This window comes from Pseudomonas multiresinivorans (assembly GCF_012971725.1).
In the GTDB taxonomy this organism is placed as follows: domain Bacteria; phylum Pseudomonadota; class Gammaproteobacteria; order Pseudomonadales; family Pseudomonadaceae; genus Pseudomonas; species Pseudomonas multiresinivorans.
The window spans coordinates 2,874,198-2,888,081 of the sequence record NZ_CP048833.1; the positions used below are offsets into that span (position 1 = coordinate 2,874,198).

The 13,884-nt window shown below is 68.5% G+C and carries 11 protein-coding genes; 2 read left to right on the forward strand and 9 right to left on the reverse strand.

Annotated elements, in window-relative coordinates:
- Together G4G71_RS13210 and G4G71_RS13215 are read right to left on the reverse strand one after the other, a co-directional pair.
- Complete coding sequence (locus G4G71_RS13210) at positions 1-1,146, reverse strand: phosphotransferase enzyme family protein (protein ID WP_169938217.1); 1,146 nt, start codon at positions 1,144-1,146, stop codon at positions 1-3.
- A complete protein-coding gene (locus tag G4G71_RS13215; RefSeq protein ID WP_169938219.1) occupies positions 1,143-2,063 on the reverse strand; it encodes an ABC transporter substrate-binding protein in 921 nt (306 codons plus the stop codon). Before G4G71_RS13215 ends, G4G71_RS13210 begins: the two co-directional genes overlap by 4 nt.
- Before the next feature lie 291 nt (positions 2,064-2,354).
- Here G4G71_RS13215 and G4G71_RS13220 point away from each other — a divergent pair, with 291 nt between their 5' ends.
- Positions 2,355-3,431 carry a sigma-54 interaction domain-containing protein gene (locus G4G71_RS13220; RefSeq protein WP_169938221.1) on the forward strand — a complete coding sequence of 359 codons (1,077 nt, stop codon included), beginning with the start codon at positions 2,355-2,357 and terminating at the stop codon, positions 3,429-3,431.
- Here the strand turns inward: G4G71_RS13220 and G4G71_RS13225 are convergent, their stop codons facing one another.
- From G4G71_RS13225 to G4G71_RS13255, 7 genes are read right to left on the reverse strand one after another with little or no spacing between them, the layout of a single operon-like run.
- Positions 3,432-4,571: an LLM class flavin-dependent oxidoreductase gene (locus tag G4G71_RS13225; protein ID WP_240964917.1), complete on the reverse strand. Its 1,140-nt coding sequence runs from the start codon at positions 4,569-4,571 to the stop codon at positions 3,432-3,434.
- Positions 4,561-5,601, reverse strand: coding sequence for an LLM class flavin-dependent oxidoreductase (locus tag G4G71_RS13230; protein WP_169938225.1), 1,041 nt, complete (start codon positions 5,599-5,601; stop codon positions 4,561-4,563). Before G4G71_RS13230 ends, G4G71_RS13225 begins: the two co-directional genes overlap by 11 nt.
- The gene (locus tag G4G71_RS13235) at positions 5,598-6,626 is read right to left on the reverse strand and encodes an LLM class flavin-dependent oxidoreductase (RefSeq protein ID WP_169938227.1); all 1,029 of its coding nucleotides are present in this window, start codon (positions 6,624-6,626) and stop codon (positions 5,598-5,600) included. The genes G4G71_RS13230 and G4G71_RS13235 overlap by 4 nt, the downstream gene beginning before the upstream one ends.
- The gene (locus G4G71_RS13240) at positions 6,623-7,654 is read right to left on the reverse strand and encodes an LLM class flavin-dependent oxidoreductase (RefSeq protein WP_169938229.1); all 1,032 of its coding nucleotides are present in this window, start codon (positions 7,652-7,654) and stop codon (positions 6,623-6,625) included. Before G4G71_RS13240 ends, G4G71_RS13235 begins: the two co-directional genes overlap by 4 nt.
- A complete protein-coding gene (locus G4G71_RS13245) occupies positions 7,651-8,595 on the reverse strand; it encodes a 5'/3'-nucleotidase SurE (protein WP_169938232.1) in 945 nt (314 codons plus the stop codon). Before G4G71_RS13245 ends, G4G71_RS13240 begins: the two co-directional genes overlap by 4 nt.
- Complete coding sequence (locus G4G71_RS13250) at positions 8,592-9,926, reverse strand: LLM class flavin-dependent oxidoreductase (RefSeq protein WP_169938234.1); 1,335 nt, start codon at positions 9,924-9,926, stop codon at positions 8,592-8,594. Before G4G71_RS13250 ends, G4G71_RS13245 begins: the two co-directional genes overlap by 4 nt.
- A 56-nt stretch (positions 9,927-9,982) precedes the next feature.
- Positions 9,983-12,430, reverse strand: coding sequence for a TonB-dependent receptor plug domain-containing protein (locus G4G71_RS13255; RefSeq protein ID WP_169938236.1), 2,448 nt, complete (start codon positions 12,428-12,430; stop codon positions 9,983-9,985).
- A 412-nt stretch (positions 12,431-12,842) separates the two neighbouring features.
- Here G4G71_RS13255 and G4G71_RS13260 point away from each other — a divergent pair, with 412 nt between their 5' ends.
- Positions 12,843-13,835: a P1 family peptidase gene (locus G4G71_RS13260; protein WP_169938238.1), complete on the forward strand. Its 993-nt coding sequence runs from the start codon at positions 12,843-12,845 to the stop codon at positions 13,833-13,835.
- Positions 13,836-13,884: the final 49 nt, after the last annotated feature.

A 13,884-nucleotide genomic window follows, 5' to 3' on the forward strand; every position in this document is an offset into this window, starting at 1 on the left:
TCATTTCACCTTCGCGGCCAGTTGGCGAATGTGATTGAGCAAACGCTGCCCTTCGGCTTCGAGGAACCAGCGGGTGTGGCCGATCAGGTAATTGTCATAGGCCAGCGAAGCGCTCTCGGCCGAGCCGAGGATGCCGTGGAAGTAGATGACCTCGGACAGCGCAAAATCCGCATGTACCAGCGGCAGCAGCGCAGCCAGGGCAAGCATGTCGTCGCGGCTCAGCGGGCGCACGCTGGCGTAGCCCTGCAGCAGGGCGTCCAGTGCATCGAGGTCGGCGACGGCGGCACGGCCCTGGTCCAGCTCCAGCCAGGGCACCAGGTTGCGCTCGATGGCGGTGGCCAGGTCGAACAGCGCGAAGCTGCGGTCGCTCAGGCCGAAGTCCAGCACTGAGACCACCTGCGCCTTCGGGCCTTCCTCGCTCCACAGCAGGTTCGATGCGTGCCAGTCATTGTGAGTCCACAGTGCCGGCTGGCGTTGCAGGTAGGGCAGCAGCTCGCGTTGCAGCGGCAGGTGCAGCTCGCTCAGCGTGTCTTTCCAGGGGCGCGCCTGCAGGTACTCCGCGAGGGCGGGTGCCTGGGCGAAGGTCGCTTCGATGGCGGCCAACGGGTCCGGCGCGCCGAACAGCTCGAGGTTGCTGACCAGTACACCGGCGCTGCGTGAGGGCGAGGCGAAACTTTCGGCGGCGCGGTGCAATTTCGCCAGCGCGGCGCCAGCGGCAAAGGCATGGGCGTTGTGCTGGAATGGCGTCCAGGACAGCGCGTCGCGGTACAGGTCGAGGCCTTCCGCCTTCTGGTGGACTTCATAGGTCCAGCCGTCGCGCTCGATGGCGCTGCGATCGTGCCGATCCCGCAATACCTGCGCGACCGGCGCGCCGTTGCGGGCCAGGTGATCGAGAAAGGCGTGTTCTTCCGCCAGCCAGTCAGCCGTGCGCACGCTAGGGTGGTGACGCTTGACGAACAGCGGCCCGCTGGCGGTCTCCACCAGCGCGGCGGCGGAGAAAGGCCGCGGGCTGTGCCAGGTGAGGCGGGCTTCGTCGCCGGCCTGCGGGAAGTCTTGCAGCAGCGCGGCGACCTCCGCTTCGGTCAGCGCCGGCCAGTCGGCTTCCACCGGCTCCAGGCCCATGCCATGGCTCAGGCGTTTCGTCATGCTGGGTTCTCCACTTGCCAGGCATTGCTGGTGGCGCCGCGCCAGATTTCCGGGTCGCGCAGCACACCATAGTCATGCAGCCACTGGGCATAGGGCTGCAGCAGTTCTTCGCGCTGTTCGCCCCAGCGGCCCTGATGCAGCCAGCTGGGCGCGATGCGCCGCAGGGATTCTGCCAGCATCTCGCGGGGAAAGTAGGGAATGGTGCGTTCGTAGACCGGTAGTGCGGTCTCTGGCTCCGCTGCTGCGGCGAGAAAACCGCGCGCGGTGACAGCGAGGAAACGCCGGGTGATCTCCGGATTGGCATCGAGCCAGTCCTCTCGCGCGCCCAGCAGATAGCTGTGGTAGGGCGGGGCGCCGATCTCGTCCACCGGCAGCACCACGCGGCGCTCATCGGCGATGGCGCTGGGCAGCAGCGCTTCCCAGGCCCAGTAGCCGCCGAAACTGGCATCGGCCAGGCCGGCGGCCAGGTCTTCGGGGCGCAATTCGCGGAAGCCGGCGTCCACCAGTTCCACCGCGTCCGGGTCGCCGCCGTCCTGGCTCACCAGGTGGCGCACCATGGCCAGGCCGCGTGGCGTCGGGTTGAGCGCCAGGCGCTTGCCCTGAAGGTCGCGGGGGCGACGGATGCCGCTGTCGGTGAGGGTCTGGATCGATTCCAGGCCGCGATGATTGATCGCCGCCACGCCGATCAGTGGCTGGCCGAGTTCTCGGCGCACCAGCAGGCGATTGCTGGGGAACACGCCGAACGCGGCGCCGCCGCGCAGCAGGTGGGCGAGAGTGTCGCCGTGGTAGGGGTCGTGCACCACCAGTTCCACGTCCAGCCCCGCCTCGCGGTACCAGCCGCGTTCACGGGCGAGGTAGAAACCGGCCGAATTGGGCCAGGGGTGGAAGTACTCAAGCATGACCCGCAAGGCAAACATGGAACCCTTCTCCGAAACGGCCAGCGGCCGATGACTGCGATGGGGCGTATTCCAAGGCAAATGAATTGGTATATACCAATATGAATTTCACTGGTTTTTATAATAAAAAGGAATAAAAAGGCCCGAGGCGGGCTGTAGGAAAGCAAAGGGACGAGGAAACCGGGAAATTTGCGCGAATCGCTCTGGCGCGGGCATTAAGGGTTATGACCTCATGCGATTTAGATATTTATGGTTATAAAGAGTCGGCTATAAAGTAACGGCTTCTTCTAAGTCACGGCGCAAGCAGGACCCATGAGCCATTCCCCCTGGGGCGCGATGCCCGTGCTGACCTTGCCGCAGGGCGAGAAGCAGCCGCTGTCCATTCGCGCCAAGGCGCTGGTGTTCTCCGATCCGCGCTCGCGCCAGTTGCTGGAGTTCCTCGATCGCGTCGGCCCCAGCGAGGTGCCGGTGCTGATCAACGGCGAGACGGGCACCGGCAAGGAGTTGGTGGCGCGCTACATCCACAGCGCCAGCGGGCGCAAGGGCGCGTTCGTCGCGGTGAACTGCGGTGCGATCAACGAGAACCTTGCCGAGAGCGAGCTGTTCGGCCACGAGGCCGGGGCCTTCTCCGGCGCCACCGGGCGCCGCGCCGGCTGGTTCGAGGAGGCCGACGGCGGCACCCTGTTCCTCGACGAGATCGGCGACCTGCCGATGCCGCTGCAGGTCAAGCTGCTGCGCGCTTTGCAGGAACAGGAGATCGTCCGCGTCGGCTCGCGCAAGCCGATCAAGGTGGATATCCGCCTGGTCACCGCCACCAACGTCGACCTGGAGCAGGCGGTGGATGCCGGTAATTTCCGTCTCGATCTGTTCTACCGCATCAACGTCGCCCAGGCGCGCGTGCTGCCCCTGCGCGAGCGCCCGCTGGACATCATGCCGCTGGTGGAGCACTTCCGCCGGCTCTACGCACAGCGCCTGAAGATCGCCGAACCGATGTTCTCCGAGGCCGCCGTCAGCGCGCTGCTGGACTACGCCTGGCCGGGCAACATCCGCGAGCTGGAGAACGTCGTGCACCTGGCGCTGCTGGTGGCGGGGGAAAAGGTGGTGCGGCCCGAGCACCTGAAGTTTTCCGCCGCGCTCTCCGGCCAACGCATGGGCGCGGGAGCGCCGACCGGGCTGCCGCAGGAGATCATCCGCGACCAGTTGCAGCGTCTGTTCGAGGTGCCGGGGGAAACCCTGCTGCACGATCTGGAAGATCTGATCGTCCGCGAGTCCTTCGCTCACTGCGGTTTCAACCAGCTGCGCACAGCGGTGCTGCTGGGCATCAGCCGCAACGCCATGCGCACGCTGCTGGTCAATCACGGCCTGCTCAAGGGCCGCGTCAAGGCCTGATCAGTCGCGGCGTCGCTGGCGGGCAGTGGCCGCGGCGGCATCGCGACGCAGCAGCGGCAATAGTTCCTCGCCCAGGTGGATCGCCTCTTCCAGATGCGGATAGCCGGAGAGGATGAAGGTATCCACGCCCAGTTGGTGATACTCCTCGATGCGCTCGGCGACTTCCGCGTAACTCCCCACCAGCGCGGTGCCCGCGCCACCGCGCACCAGGCCGACACCGGCCCAGAGATTCGGCGAGACCTCCAGGTCGCGCACACCGTGCGCGCGGCCCTGGGTCAGGCTGATCTGTCGCGATTGCCCCACCGATTCATAGGCTGCCAGTTGCTGCTGGGCGCGCTCGATGGCATCGCGGGGAATTTCCTCCAGCAGGCGCCCGACATGGGCCCAGGCCTGCCGTGAGTCGGCAGCGGCAAACACATGCAGACGCAAGCCGAAGCGCAGCTCGCGGCCGTGCACGGCCGCCAGCTCGCGCATGCGCAGGATGCGCTCGCGGATCATCGCCGGTGGCTCGCCCCACATCAGGTAGCTCTGCGCGTGGCTGGCGGCGATGCGCTCGGCCACTTCCGAAGCACCGCCAAAACAGATCGGCGGCAACGCCGCCTCGTGCGCGATGGGCACCGGGCTGCCGGTGCGATAGTAGCGCCCGTGGTGCTCGCGCCCGGCCCAGGTGGCGCGGAACACGTCGAGGAATTCAGCGCTGCGGGCGTAGCGTTCGTCGTGCTCGAGGAAGTCGCCCAGGGCGCGCTGCTCGAAGCGGCTGGAGCCGCTGACCAGATGCAGCAGCAGGCGGTTGTCGCTGAGCTGCTGCAAGGTGGCAGCCTTGTGCGCGGTGTAGGCGGGTAGCTCGACGCCGGGGCGCAGGGTCAGCAGGAACTTCAGCCGGCGCACTTCCTGGACCATCAGCGCGACGATCAGCCAGGGGTCTTCGAAGCCGCTGGCGGTGGGTACCATGATGCCGTCGAACGCTGCCTGCTCGGCGGCACGTACCACCTGGCGAAGATAGTCCAGGGTCGGTGTGCGCTCGCCCTGCTGGAACAGCCCGACCTTGGGCAGGCCGCTGCTGGTGAGGTGGTGTCCGTCGCCGTTGGTGGGCAGGAACCAGTCGATTTCGATGCTTCGGCGTTTGGGGTCAGCGGCCAATCCGGGTGTCCTTTTCAGCTTCGTTGCGCAGCAGCGGCAGGACCCGTTCGCCGAAGCGCAGGACCTCGCGCACCGCGTTGGGCGCATGCAGGATGATCTGGTCGAGGCCGACGCCGTGCAGCTCGCGCAGGCGGCCGGCGACCTGGGCGTAGCTGCCCACCAGCACAGGTGATTCGCCGGGCGCGGGCAGCCACAGGTTGGGGTGAATTTCGCCGCGTCGGGCCGGGTGCTCGGCGCGCTCGGCCAGCAGTTCGACCACGGCCGCATCGGTGCGCCGGCGCTTGCCCTTGGCGGGGGCGGCGAAGGCTTGTGCCTGCCGGCCTGCTTCGTCCCACGCCTGCTCCTCGCTGTCGCGGGCGATGATGCCGAAGCTGGCGACTTGGCTTAGCGACCGGCCGACACGGCGCGCGGCCTGATTCAGGCGCGCGATGGTTTCGCCCAGCTGCGCGACGCTGCCGCCCGGCACGACGCAGACGTCCGCGCGGCTGGCGATGCGCTCGGCGCCGAGTGTCTCGTCCAGCAGCAATGGCGTGGGCGGCAGGTCGCGCAGGCCGAGGCCGGCGTTCTCCAGGTGGAAGTAGCGGCCGTTGTGGTCCAGCGGCGTGGCCGGAGCGTGCAGCAGGCGTTGCAGGATGTCCAGGAACTCGTCGATGCGCTCATGGCGCTGGTCGCGGTTGAGCACTTCGCCAAAGGCCCGGCGCAGGCTGCCGCGGTCGCTGTCCGGCAGATGCAGGCGCACGCGCCCGGCGGACAGTGATTGCAGGCTTTGCAGCGTCGCCGCCAGCGCGGCCGGGAGCGTGGCTTCCGCTGGCAGGGTGAGGGTCAGGCCGAGCCGCCGGGTGTGCGCGCAGAGCGCCGCGGCCACCATCAGGCTGTCCGGCTGGCTGGGCCCGCCGGGCAGGTAGAGGTCGTCGAAGCCGGCATACTCCAAGGCCTGGGCCAGCTGTACCCATTCCGACGGTTGCGCCTGCCAGTCCAGCCCTCGCCGGGTGCCGCTGGTGCAGAGCTTCCAGGCGAAGCGCAGGCTCATCCGGCGACCGCCAGGCGCTCACCGGCAGGCGTCCAGCCCAGCGCCGGGGCAATGTCCCGCGCCAGCTGTTCCAGGCGACGCAACACCTGGGCCTGGCTGGAGCTTTCCGACTGGACCACGGCTATGAAGTAGTCGGCGTAGGGCAGCAGCGACGGGTCGTCGCGCACGCTGGCGATGACTTCCTCGGGGTGGCCGTGGTGGACGTTGAGCAGGCGTAGGTGGCTCTCCAGGTCAGCGGCCTCGTCGATCAGCCCTTCGCGAATCAGCCTGGGCACGTGCAGCTCGATGTCCGGCGCGAGTTCCTCGCGGGATTGGTTCTTGTCCTCGGCCGGAAACACCGCGCGGACTACGCCGATGCGCGGCCGCCGCGTCTGCTCCTGCCAGGCGCTAAGGTAGGCGTCGGCCAGGGGTTTCTGGACCGTCAGCGGGTCGTGGGTGGCGGTACCCAGCAACAGGCCGTTGCCTTGCTCGGCGGCGTACACCGCACCGGCTTCGCTGCCGTGGGAATGCCAGAGCCGTTCCCGCAGCCCGGCGGCCGGCGGGTGCAGGCGAAGCTGCGCCTCACCCGGCAGCGGCGCGCCGAGCAGGGCGGCTTGCAGAGCGCGCTGGGCCTGCTGGAAATCCTCCTGGCGGCGCTGGGCGTCGCGGCCGAAGGCGTTGAACATTTCCAGGTTCGCGCCGCCGCTGCCCAGGCCCAGCTGCAGGCGGCCGCCCGATAGTGCGTCGAGTACTGCGGCGTCTTCGGCCAGGCGCAGGGAGTCTTCCAGCGGCAGGGTGACCACCGCCGTGCCCAGCTCGATGCGCCGGGTACGCGCGGCGATGTTGGCGAACAGCAGCAGCGGCGAAGGCAGCTGGCCGAAGCCGCCGCTCAGGTGGTGCTGGGCGATCCAGCCACCGTCGAAGCCCAGGGCTTCGGCGAACTCGAACTGCTCCTGCAGGTCGCGGTAGACCTGGCGCGGGTCGCTGCCGAAGGCGTGGGTGAGGAAGCCGAGCTTGAACGGCTTGCGTGGCTTCAGTGTGCTCATGCCGGGATCTCCTGTGCGCTGACGCGCTGTTGGCGCGGTTGCCAGCCCAGTGCGGGGGCGATGTCGCGGGCGACGGTTTCCAGGTGGCGCAGGGCTTCGGCGAAGCCAGTCGAGGTGGTCTGCACCTGGACGATCAGTTGGTCATCGGCGCCCAGCGGTGCTTCCGCGCGCAGCTGCTGGGCGATCTTTGCCGGGTCGCCGTGCAGCACGCCCAAGGCATCGAGCACCGCTTCGAAGCCTTGGGCCGGGTCGGCGTGAGCGATGCCGATACGCCGCTGGCGCTCGACGTAGGTGAGGATGTCCTGGCGCAATGTTGTGCCTTCTGCGGCGGCATCGCGGCCGGGGAAAACGGCGCGCACCAGGGCCACGCGCGGTGATCCGCTGTGGGTGGGATTCCAGGCCCGGCGGTAGCGCTCGATCACCTGCAAGCGCGGCTCGGCGCCGGCCGTGGGGTTGGGCGCGAGGATCAGCCCGTTGCCGCGCGCGGCGACCTGTTCGACGCGCGATGTGGCTTCCCACAGGCGCTGCTCCAGTCCGCTGGCCGCAGGGCGCAGCACGCGGCCCTCTGCGTTCAGCGGCTCACCAGCCAGGGCCTGGCGCAGGCGTTCCAGGCGCTGGTCGTACTGCGTGTGGCGGCCTTCCAGACTCTGGCCGAAGGCGGTGAAGCTGTCCGGGTCGAAGCCCGCGCCCAGGCCCAGTTGCAGGCGGCCCTGGCTGAGCAGGTCGAGCACTGCGGCGTCCTCGGCCAGGCGCAGGGCATTCTCCTGGTTGAGCACAATGATGCCGGTGCCCAACTGGATATGCCGGGTGCGTTCGGCCGCCGCGCTGAGCAGCACCAGTGGCGAAGGCAGGCGGCCGTTCTCGCTGGCGAAGTGGTGCTGGGCCAGCCAGCCGCTGTCGAAGCCCAGTTCCTCGGCGGCCTCGAACAGTTCCAAGGTCTGCTGGTATAGGCGCGGCTCGAATTGCGGGGCGTACACGCGGTTGAGGAAGCCCAGGCGGAAGCTGCTGTGGGGAGTGCGGCGGGTCATGGCTTTTGCTCCGTGAGAGTGGCCTGGCCCAGCAGCGGCATCAGCGCGGCACCGATGCGCTCGCTGTCGGCCGGTGCGCCGGGCAGGGCGTTGAACGGGCTGAGGGTGAGGTAGCCCTTGGCGACCCACACCGCTTCGTCCTCGGCGTTGCTCGCATCCGGTGGCGGTGACCAGGCGAAGCCGATGCCTGGCTTGCCGGCCATCTTCGCGTCGAGCTTGCCGAGGTCTTCGGTGTAGAGGGCGTGGAAGGGCACGTAGCTGCCGATGCGGGTCAGCCGCGCGCCCTGGAGTTTTTCCAGCGGCGGCAGGTTGAGGTTCAGGCCCACGCCCTTGGGCAGCAGCGCACCGTCGGGCTGGCGGTGCTCGTCCAGCGCGTCCACCAGGCGGGTGACGATGGCGGCGATGCGCGGGCTGTCCTGTTCCTTCAGGTCGGCGCTGACGGCGAGTGCAGGCACGCCGGAGAGCACGGCGACGCTGGCAGCATTGAAGGTGCCCGAGGCATTGTTGAGGGCGCCGAGGTTGTTGCCGGGGTTGGGGCCCACGATGACCAGGTCCGGGTGCGGCAGGACTTTTTCCAGCCCAAGCAACACCGCCATCACCGGCGTGCCGCTGATGCGGATGTCCACCTCCTTGCCTGCGCAGCTATCGGTTTCGCAAACGCCTTTCTCGATGGTGGTGAGGTAGTAGCTGTCGGGATAGGCCGGGTCGTCGTCGCGGCCGACCTGCGTCTCGCGGCCGAAGAAGAACGCGCCGCCGCGTGCGCTCTGGTCGCTGTAGGGCGCGGCGATGCGCACGGTGTGCCCGTCGGCCTTGAGCGCGGTGTACAACGCGCGGATGTTCGGATGGCGGTAGCCGTCGTCGTTGCTGAGCAGGATGTTCAGCGCGAACGCCGGCTGTGCGAGGGCGCAGCCGGCGGCCAGCAGCAGGGGCGCGAACCTCATGCCGCGCTCCCGGCGAAACGATTGGCCGGGCGCGCCAGGCCAAGGTTCTCGCGCAGGGTCGCGCCCTCATACTCGCGGCGCAGCAGGCCGCGCTCCTGCAGCAGCGGCACCACCTCGTCGACGAATACCTCGATGCCGCCCGGCAGGTATGGGAAGAACACGTTGAAGCCATCGCAGGCGCGCGCCTGGAACCAGGCGTCGAAGGTGTCGGCAATGTCTTCGGCGGTGCCGATCACCGGGTTGCCACCGGCCAGGCGTAGGTACAGCTGACGAATCGTCAGGCCCTCGTTGCGCGCCAGTTCCAGCACCTTGTCGCGGCGGCTGCCGCGCTGGCCGACCGGGGTTTCCGGCAGCGGGCCGTCGAGGTCGTGGGCGGAGAGGTCGATGTCCTCGCCGAGAGTGTCGGCCAGCAGGCGCAGGCCGAGCACCGGGTCCACCAGGCTCTGGAATTCCTCGAACAGCTCGCGGGCCTCTTCGCGGGTGCGGCCGATGAAGGGCGTGATGCCGGGGAGGATCTTGATGCCGTTCGGGTCGCGGCCCAGCGCGGCGGCGCGTTGCTTCACGTCGGTGTAGAAAGCCTGGGCGGCGGGGATGGTCTCGGCCATGGCGAAAATCACCTCGGCCACCCGCGCGGCCAGCGCCTTGCCGGCATCCGAGGCGCCGGCCTGCACCAGCACCGGGTGCCCCTGGGGCGGGCGCGCCACGTTGAGCGGGCCGCGCACCGAGAAGTACTCGCCCTTGTGGTCGAGCACATGCAGCTTGGCCGGGTCGAAGTACTGCCCACTGGCCTTGTCGCGCAGGAAGGCGTCGTCCTCCCAGCTGTCCCAGAGGCCCTTGACCACGTCGTGGAATTCCTCGGCGCGGCGGTAGCGCTCGGCGTGGTCGATGTGCGCTTCGCGGCCGAAGTTCCAGGCCTCGTCGGAGACCACCGACGTCACCAGGTTCCAGGCGGCGCGGCCCTTGGACAGGTAGTCCAGCGAGGCGAACTTGCGGGCGATGTGGTACGGCTCGTTGTAGCTGGTGGTGGCGGTGGCGATCAGACCGATGCGGCTGGTGACGGCAGCCAGTGCGGCCATCAGGGTCAGCGGCTCGAAGTGTTCGCCGCGCGCGGTGCGACTCAGGGCGTCGAGGTGATGGCCCCAGAGGGCGACCACGTCGGCGACGAACAGCGCGTCGAAGCGGCCGCGTTCGGCGGTCTGTGCCACCTGCTTGAAGTAGTCGAAGTCCAGGCTGGCGTCGGCCTGCGCCTTGGGGTGGCGCCAGGCGGCGACGTGGTGGCCGCTGTTGGCGAGGAAGGCGCCGAGCTTGAGCTGGTCGGTGCGGCGGGTCATGTCGTGTCTCCCGTTCGAGGCGGGCGCCGCGAGGGCGCCCGCTGGCTTGCGCCGGGTCAGAAGTTGTAGGCCAGGCCCGTGTACCAGTAGCCGCCGGTGGTGCCGTAGGGCGAGAAGTTGCCGTACGGGAAGGCGCCGGAGGTGCTGGGCAGGTTCGTGCGGTCGGGGTAGACGTTGAACAGGTTGTTGGCCCCGGCGGTGAGCGTCAGGTTGCGGGTCAGGTGGTAGTCGACGTTGAGGTCGGTGATCCACTGCGGGTCGAAGGTGCGGTCGTAGACCTCGGCGGTGCCGTACTGGGTGTACTCGCCGTAACGGGTCAGGTTCAGGCTCACGTCGAACTGGCCGATGCTCCAGTCGGCGCCCAGCAGCAGGCGCGATTCCGGCTGGCCGTGCTTGAGGTTGCCCTGGCGCTGGCGGTCGTAGCCGCCGTCCGGGCCGAGGGCGGACTGGGCCACGGAGGAGGCGTGGATCTTGTCGATCTCGGTGGTGTTCCAGTTGAAGCCGGCGTTGTAGCGGATGCTGCCGTAGGCACCCAGTTCCTGGCGGTAGTCGCCGACGATGTCGACGCCACGGGTGGTGGTGTCCAGGGCGTTGGTGAAGTAGGTGACGTACTGGTTGGGGTTGAGCCCGGCGTCGACCAGGATGTCGCGGATCGCCGTGGTGCCGCCCAGATAGCCGGTCTGGGCGATGCGGTCGCGAATCTTGATCTGGTAGGCGTCGATGGTCAGGCTGCTGGCCGGGGTCGGCTGCAGGGTCAGGCCGACGCTGTAGTTGGTGGATTTCTCCGGCTTGAGGGTGGAGGCGCCCAGGGCCTTGGCCACATCCGAGTCCACTGCCACGTTGCGGTAGTCCAGCAGGTTGCCGTTGACGCTGCTCTGCGAGGTCGAGCTGTAGATCTGCTGGGCCAGCGATGGCGCGCGGAAGCCGGTGCTGGCGGTACCGCGCACGGCCAGGATCGGCGTCAGCTGGTAGCGGGTGGAGAGCTTGCCGTTGGTGGTCACGCCCGAGCCATCGTTGTAGTGCTCGTAGCGCCCGGCGAGGTCGACGTGCCACTTGTCGGTGAAGTCCTGGCCGATCTCGCCGTAGCCGGCGTAGCTGGTGCGGCCCTTGGAGGCGGCGTCGGCCGGGGTGGTGCCGGCGCCGGAGATGGTGCCGGGGGCGATCAGCGCGCCGTTGGCGCCGTACTGGTAGTCGCCGTAGCCGTAGGAGGCGTACTCGCCCTTGCCGATCTTGTAGTTCTCGTAGCGGTGTTCCAGGCCCCAGGAAACCTGCGTGGGCTTGGCCAGGCCCAGGTCGAAGGCGCGGGTCAGGTCGAGGTTGCTGGTCCACTGGCTGAAGGTCTTCACGCCGGTGTCGACGTTGGTCGGCGAGTCCGCGCCGTAGCTCAAGTTGTAGGTGTCGGTCAGCGTGGCGCGGGCATGGTCCTGACCGTAGGTGGTGGAGAGGTCGTAGTCCCAGCCGGCCGCCTCGCCCTTGCCGCCGAAGGCGAACTGGAAGTCGTTCTCGATGAACCGCAGGTCGTCCTCGATGCCCTCGGGGTAGGGCGTCGGGATGCCGTTGAAGCTCGCCGGCTGGTGGAACGCCAGCGGCTTGGACGACTCGCGGTTGGTGTAGGTGGAGAAGGAGTACAGGGTCAGCGCGTCGTTCACCGGCAGCTCGGCGTTGTAGCCCAGGCTGAAGTTCTCCACCTTCGGCAGGCCGGTGCCGTAGTAGGTGTGCTGCAGGCTGGTGTTGCCGGCGGAGTCGGTATAGGGCGCGTTGTCGGAGCGGTCGGAGACGTTCTGGTGCTTGTAGTCCAGGGCGAGGTTGACGAAGCCTTCGTTGCCCAGTTCGAAGCCGATGTTGCCGCTCTGCCGGGCGGTTTCGCCGTCGCCGTTCTCGTAGTTCTGCCCGTAGGTGGTGGCCAGTCGGCCGCCGTGGTCGGTCTGCTTGAGCACCACGTTGATGACCCCGCCGATGGCGTCGGAGCCGTACTGCGCCGAGGCGCCGTCACGCAGGACTTCGACGTGGTCCACCAGGGCGGTGGGGATCATGTCCAGGTCCACCGGCTGCGAGCCGGAGTTGAGGTAGGTGCCGTTGTTGAGCAGCGCGCTGTTGTGCCGGCGCTTGCCGTTGACCAGTACCAGCACCTGGTCGCCGTTGAGGCCGCGCAGGCTGATCGGGCGCACCACCGAGGTGGAACCGAAGCCGGAGGAGGCCGGCAGGTTCAGCGAAGGCAGAACGCGGCTCAGGGCACGGGTCAGGTCGCCCTGGCCGGTGGCTTCGAGTTGCTTGCTGGAGATGACGTCGACCGGCGCCGGGCTGTCGGCCAGGGTGCGCGCCTGCCCACGGTTTCCGACCACCACCACGGTGCTCAGGCGATTGTCGGCGCTGGTCTTGCCGGTTTCGGCGTCGGTGTCGGCGGCGAGCGCCGGCAGGGCCTGGGTGATGGCGAGGAACAGAAGGCTATGGGTGAACAGCGTGCGGGCGGTCGATATGCTCCGGGCACGGGTGACTGCGGTCATGGTTACGCTCCAAGGTTTTCTCCCGGCTGGCGCCCGTCTGGGTGGCCGCTGCGGGTTATCGTGTCGACGGCATCGGGGCCGCGTTGGCGAACGGCTTGTTGCTGGGAGTGACTGGTCGCGTTCAGTCGGAAGGCAGGCTCAAGCTCATGACGCTGACAAGGCAAGCGCTGTGCCAGCCTGGAAAGGCCTTGTGTTTCATGGGCTTGCGCGGCGCGCCGGAAATTCCCTGCTGGGTTTGCAGCAGCGCCGCTCCAGGCTGTTGATTTTCCCCCAGCCAGTGACGGTGGGCTGGTGCGCGGCGACGTGATGCTGCATTTGCAGCAATGGGCACGCAGGCTGTTTCGGGTTTCTGACGGGCGCTGGCACAGGCCTTGCTCTGACGCTGCTTTCCCTTGTCTGCCTGGAGAGACGCATGCCCAGACCCGGCCCGCGCAACCTGATCACCGATATTCCCGGCCTGCTGGTTGGCCACGCCACCGATGAACGCGTGCGGAGCGGCGTGACCGTTCTACGCCCGAACGGCGTATGGACCGCCAGCGTCGACATTCGCGGCGGCGGCCCCGGCGGGCGCGAGTCCGCCGCGCTGGAGCCGGAGAACATGGTGGGGCAGTTGCATGCGCTGGTGTTTTCCGGTGGCTCGGTGTTCGGCCTGGGCGCGGCCGATGGCGTCAGTGCGGAGCTGTCGGCGCGCAATATCGGCCTGCACCTGAAGGCCGGCTCGCCGGCGATTCCCATCGTGCCGGCGGCGGTGCTGCATGACCTCGCCAACGGCGGCGACAAGGGTTGGGGTATCGACCCGCCGTACCGCGAACTGGGCCGTGAGGCACTGGCCAATCTGGACGTGGAGTTTGCCCTTGGCGCGGTGGGGGCCGGGCGCGGCGCCATGGCCGGCGTATTGCCCGGCGGGTTGGGCTCGGCCTCGCTGGACCTGGGTGACGGCCTGCTGGTGGGGGCGCTGGTAGTGGCCAACCCCATCGGCAGCGTGTACATGCCCGATGGCGAAACCTTCTGGGCCTGGCCCTGGGAGCAGGGCGGCGAATTCGGCGGGCGCGCCCCGACGCAACGCATGGATTGCAGCGAGCCGATGCCGGAGCTGTCGCGGCTGGACTCCATGGGCCGCCTGCAGGCCGGCGCCAACACCACGCTGGCAGTGGTGGCGTGCAACGCGCGGCTGAGCACCGCCGAGTGCAAGCGTCTGGCAATCATGGCCCAGGACGGCATCGCCCGCGCGGTGCGGCCGGCACACTTGCCATTCGATGGCGACAGCCTGTTCGCCATGGCCTCGGGCGAGGTCGAACTGGTGGAGGGTCAGCGCCGCCAGGTGGAGCTGTCGCGCATCGGTTCGGCCGCTGCTGATTGCGTGGCGCGGGCGATTGCGCGGGGTGTTTATCTGGCGCGTTCCTGAGTCCGGTGCGGGCCGGATGCCGATCGCGGACGGAGTCCGCTCCTACGCC

What these genes read in the sequence shown, in the direction of transcription:
- G4G71_RS13260 (WP_169938238.1), top strand. Translation starts at nt 12,843, where the DNA reads ATGCCCAGACCCGGCCCGCGCAACCTGATCACCGATATTCCCGGCCTG.
- G4G71_RS13215 (WP_169938219.1), bottom strand. Translation starts at nt 2,063, where the DNA reads ATGTTTGCCTTGCGGGTCATGCTTGAGTACTTCCACCCCTGGCCCAAT.
- G4G71_RS13245 (WP_169938232.1), bottom strand. Translation starts at nt 8,595, where the DNA reads ATGAGGTTCGCGCCCCTGCTGCTGGCCGCCGGCTGCGCCCTCGCACAG.
- G4G71_RS13220 (WP_169938221.1), top strand. Translation starts at nt 2,355, where the DNA reads ATGAGCCATTCCCCCTGGGGCGCGATGCCCGTGCTGACCTTGCCGCAG.
- G4G71_RS13255 (WP_169938236.1), bottom strand. Translation starts at nt 12,430, where the DNA reads ATGACCGCAGTCACCCGTGCCCGGAGCATATCGACCGCCCGCACGCTG.
- G4G71_RS13250 (WP_169938234.1), bottom strand. Translation starts at nt 9,926, where the DNA reads ATGACCCGCCGCACCGACCAGCTCAAGCTCGGCGCCTTCCTCGCCAAC.
- G4G71_RS13235 (WP_169938227.1), bottom strand. Translation starts at nt 6,626, where the DNA reads ATGAGCACACTGAAGCCACGCAAGCCGTTCAAGCTCGGCTTCCTCACC.
- G4G71_RS13210 (WP_169938217.1), bottom strand. Translation starts at nt 1,146, where the DNA reads ATGACGAAACGCCTGAGCCATGGCATGGGCCTGGAGCCGGTGGAAGCC.
- G4G71_RS13230 (WP_169938225.1), bottom strand. Translation starts at nt 5,601, where the DNA reads ATGAGCCTGCGCTTCGCCTGGAAGCTCTGCACCAGCGGCACCCGGCGA.
- G4G71_RS13240 (WP_169938229.1), bottom strand. Translation starts at nt 7,654, where the DNA reads ATGACCCGCCGCACTCCCCACAGCAGCTTCCGCCTGGGCTTCCTCAAC.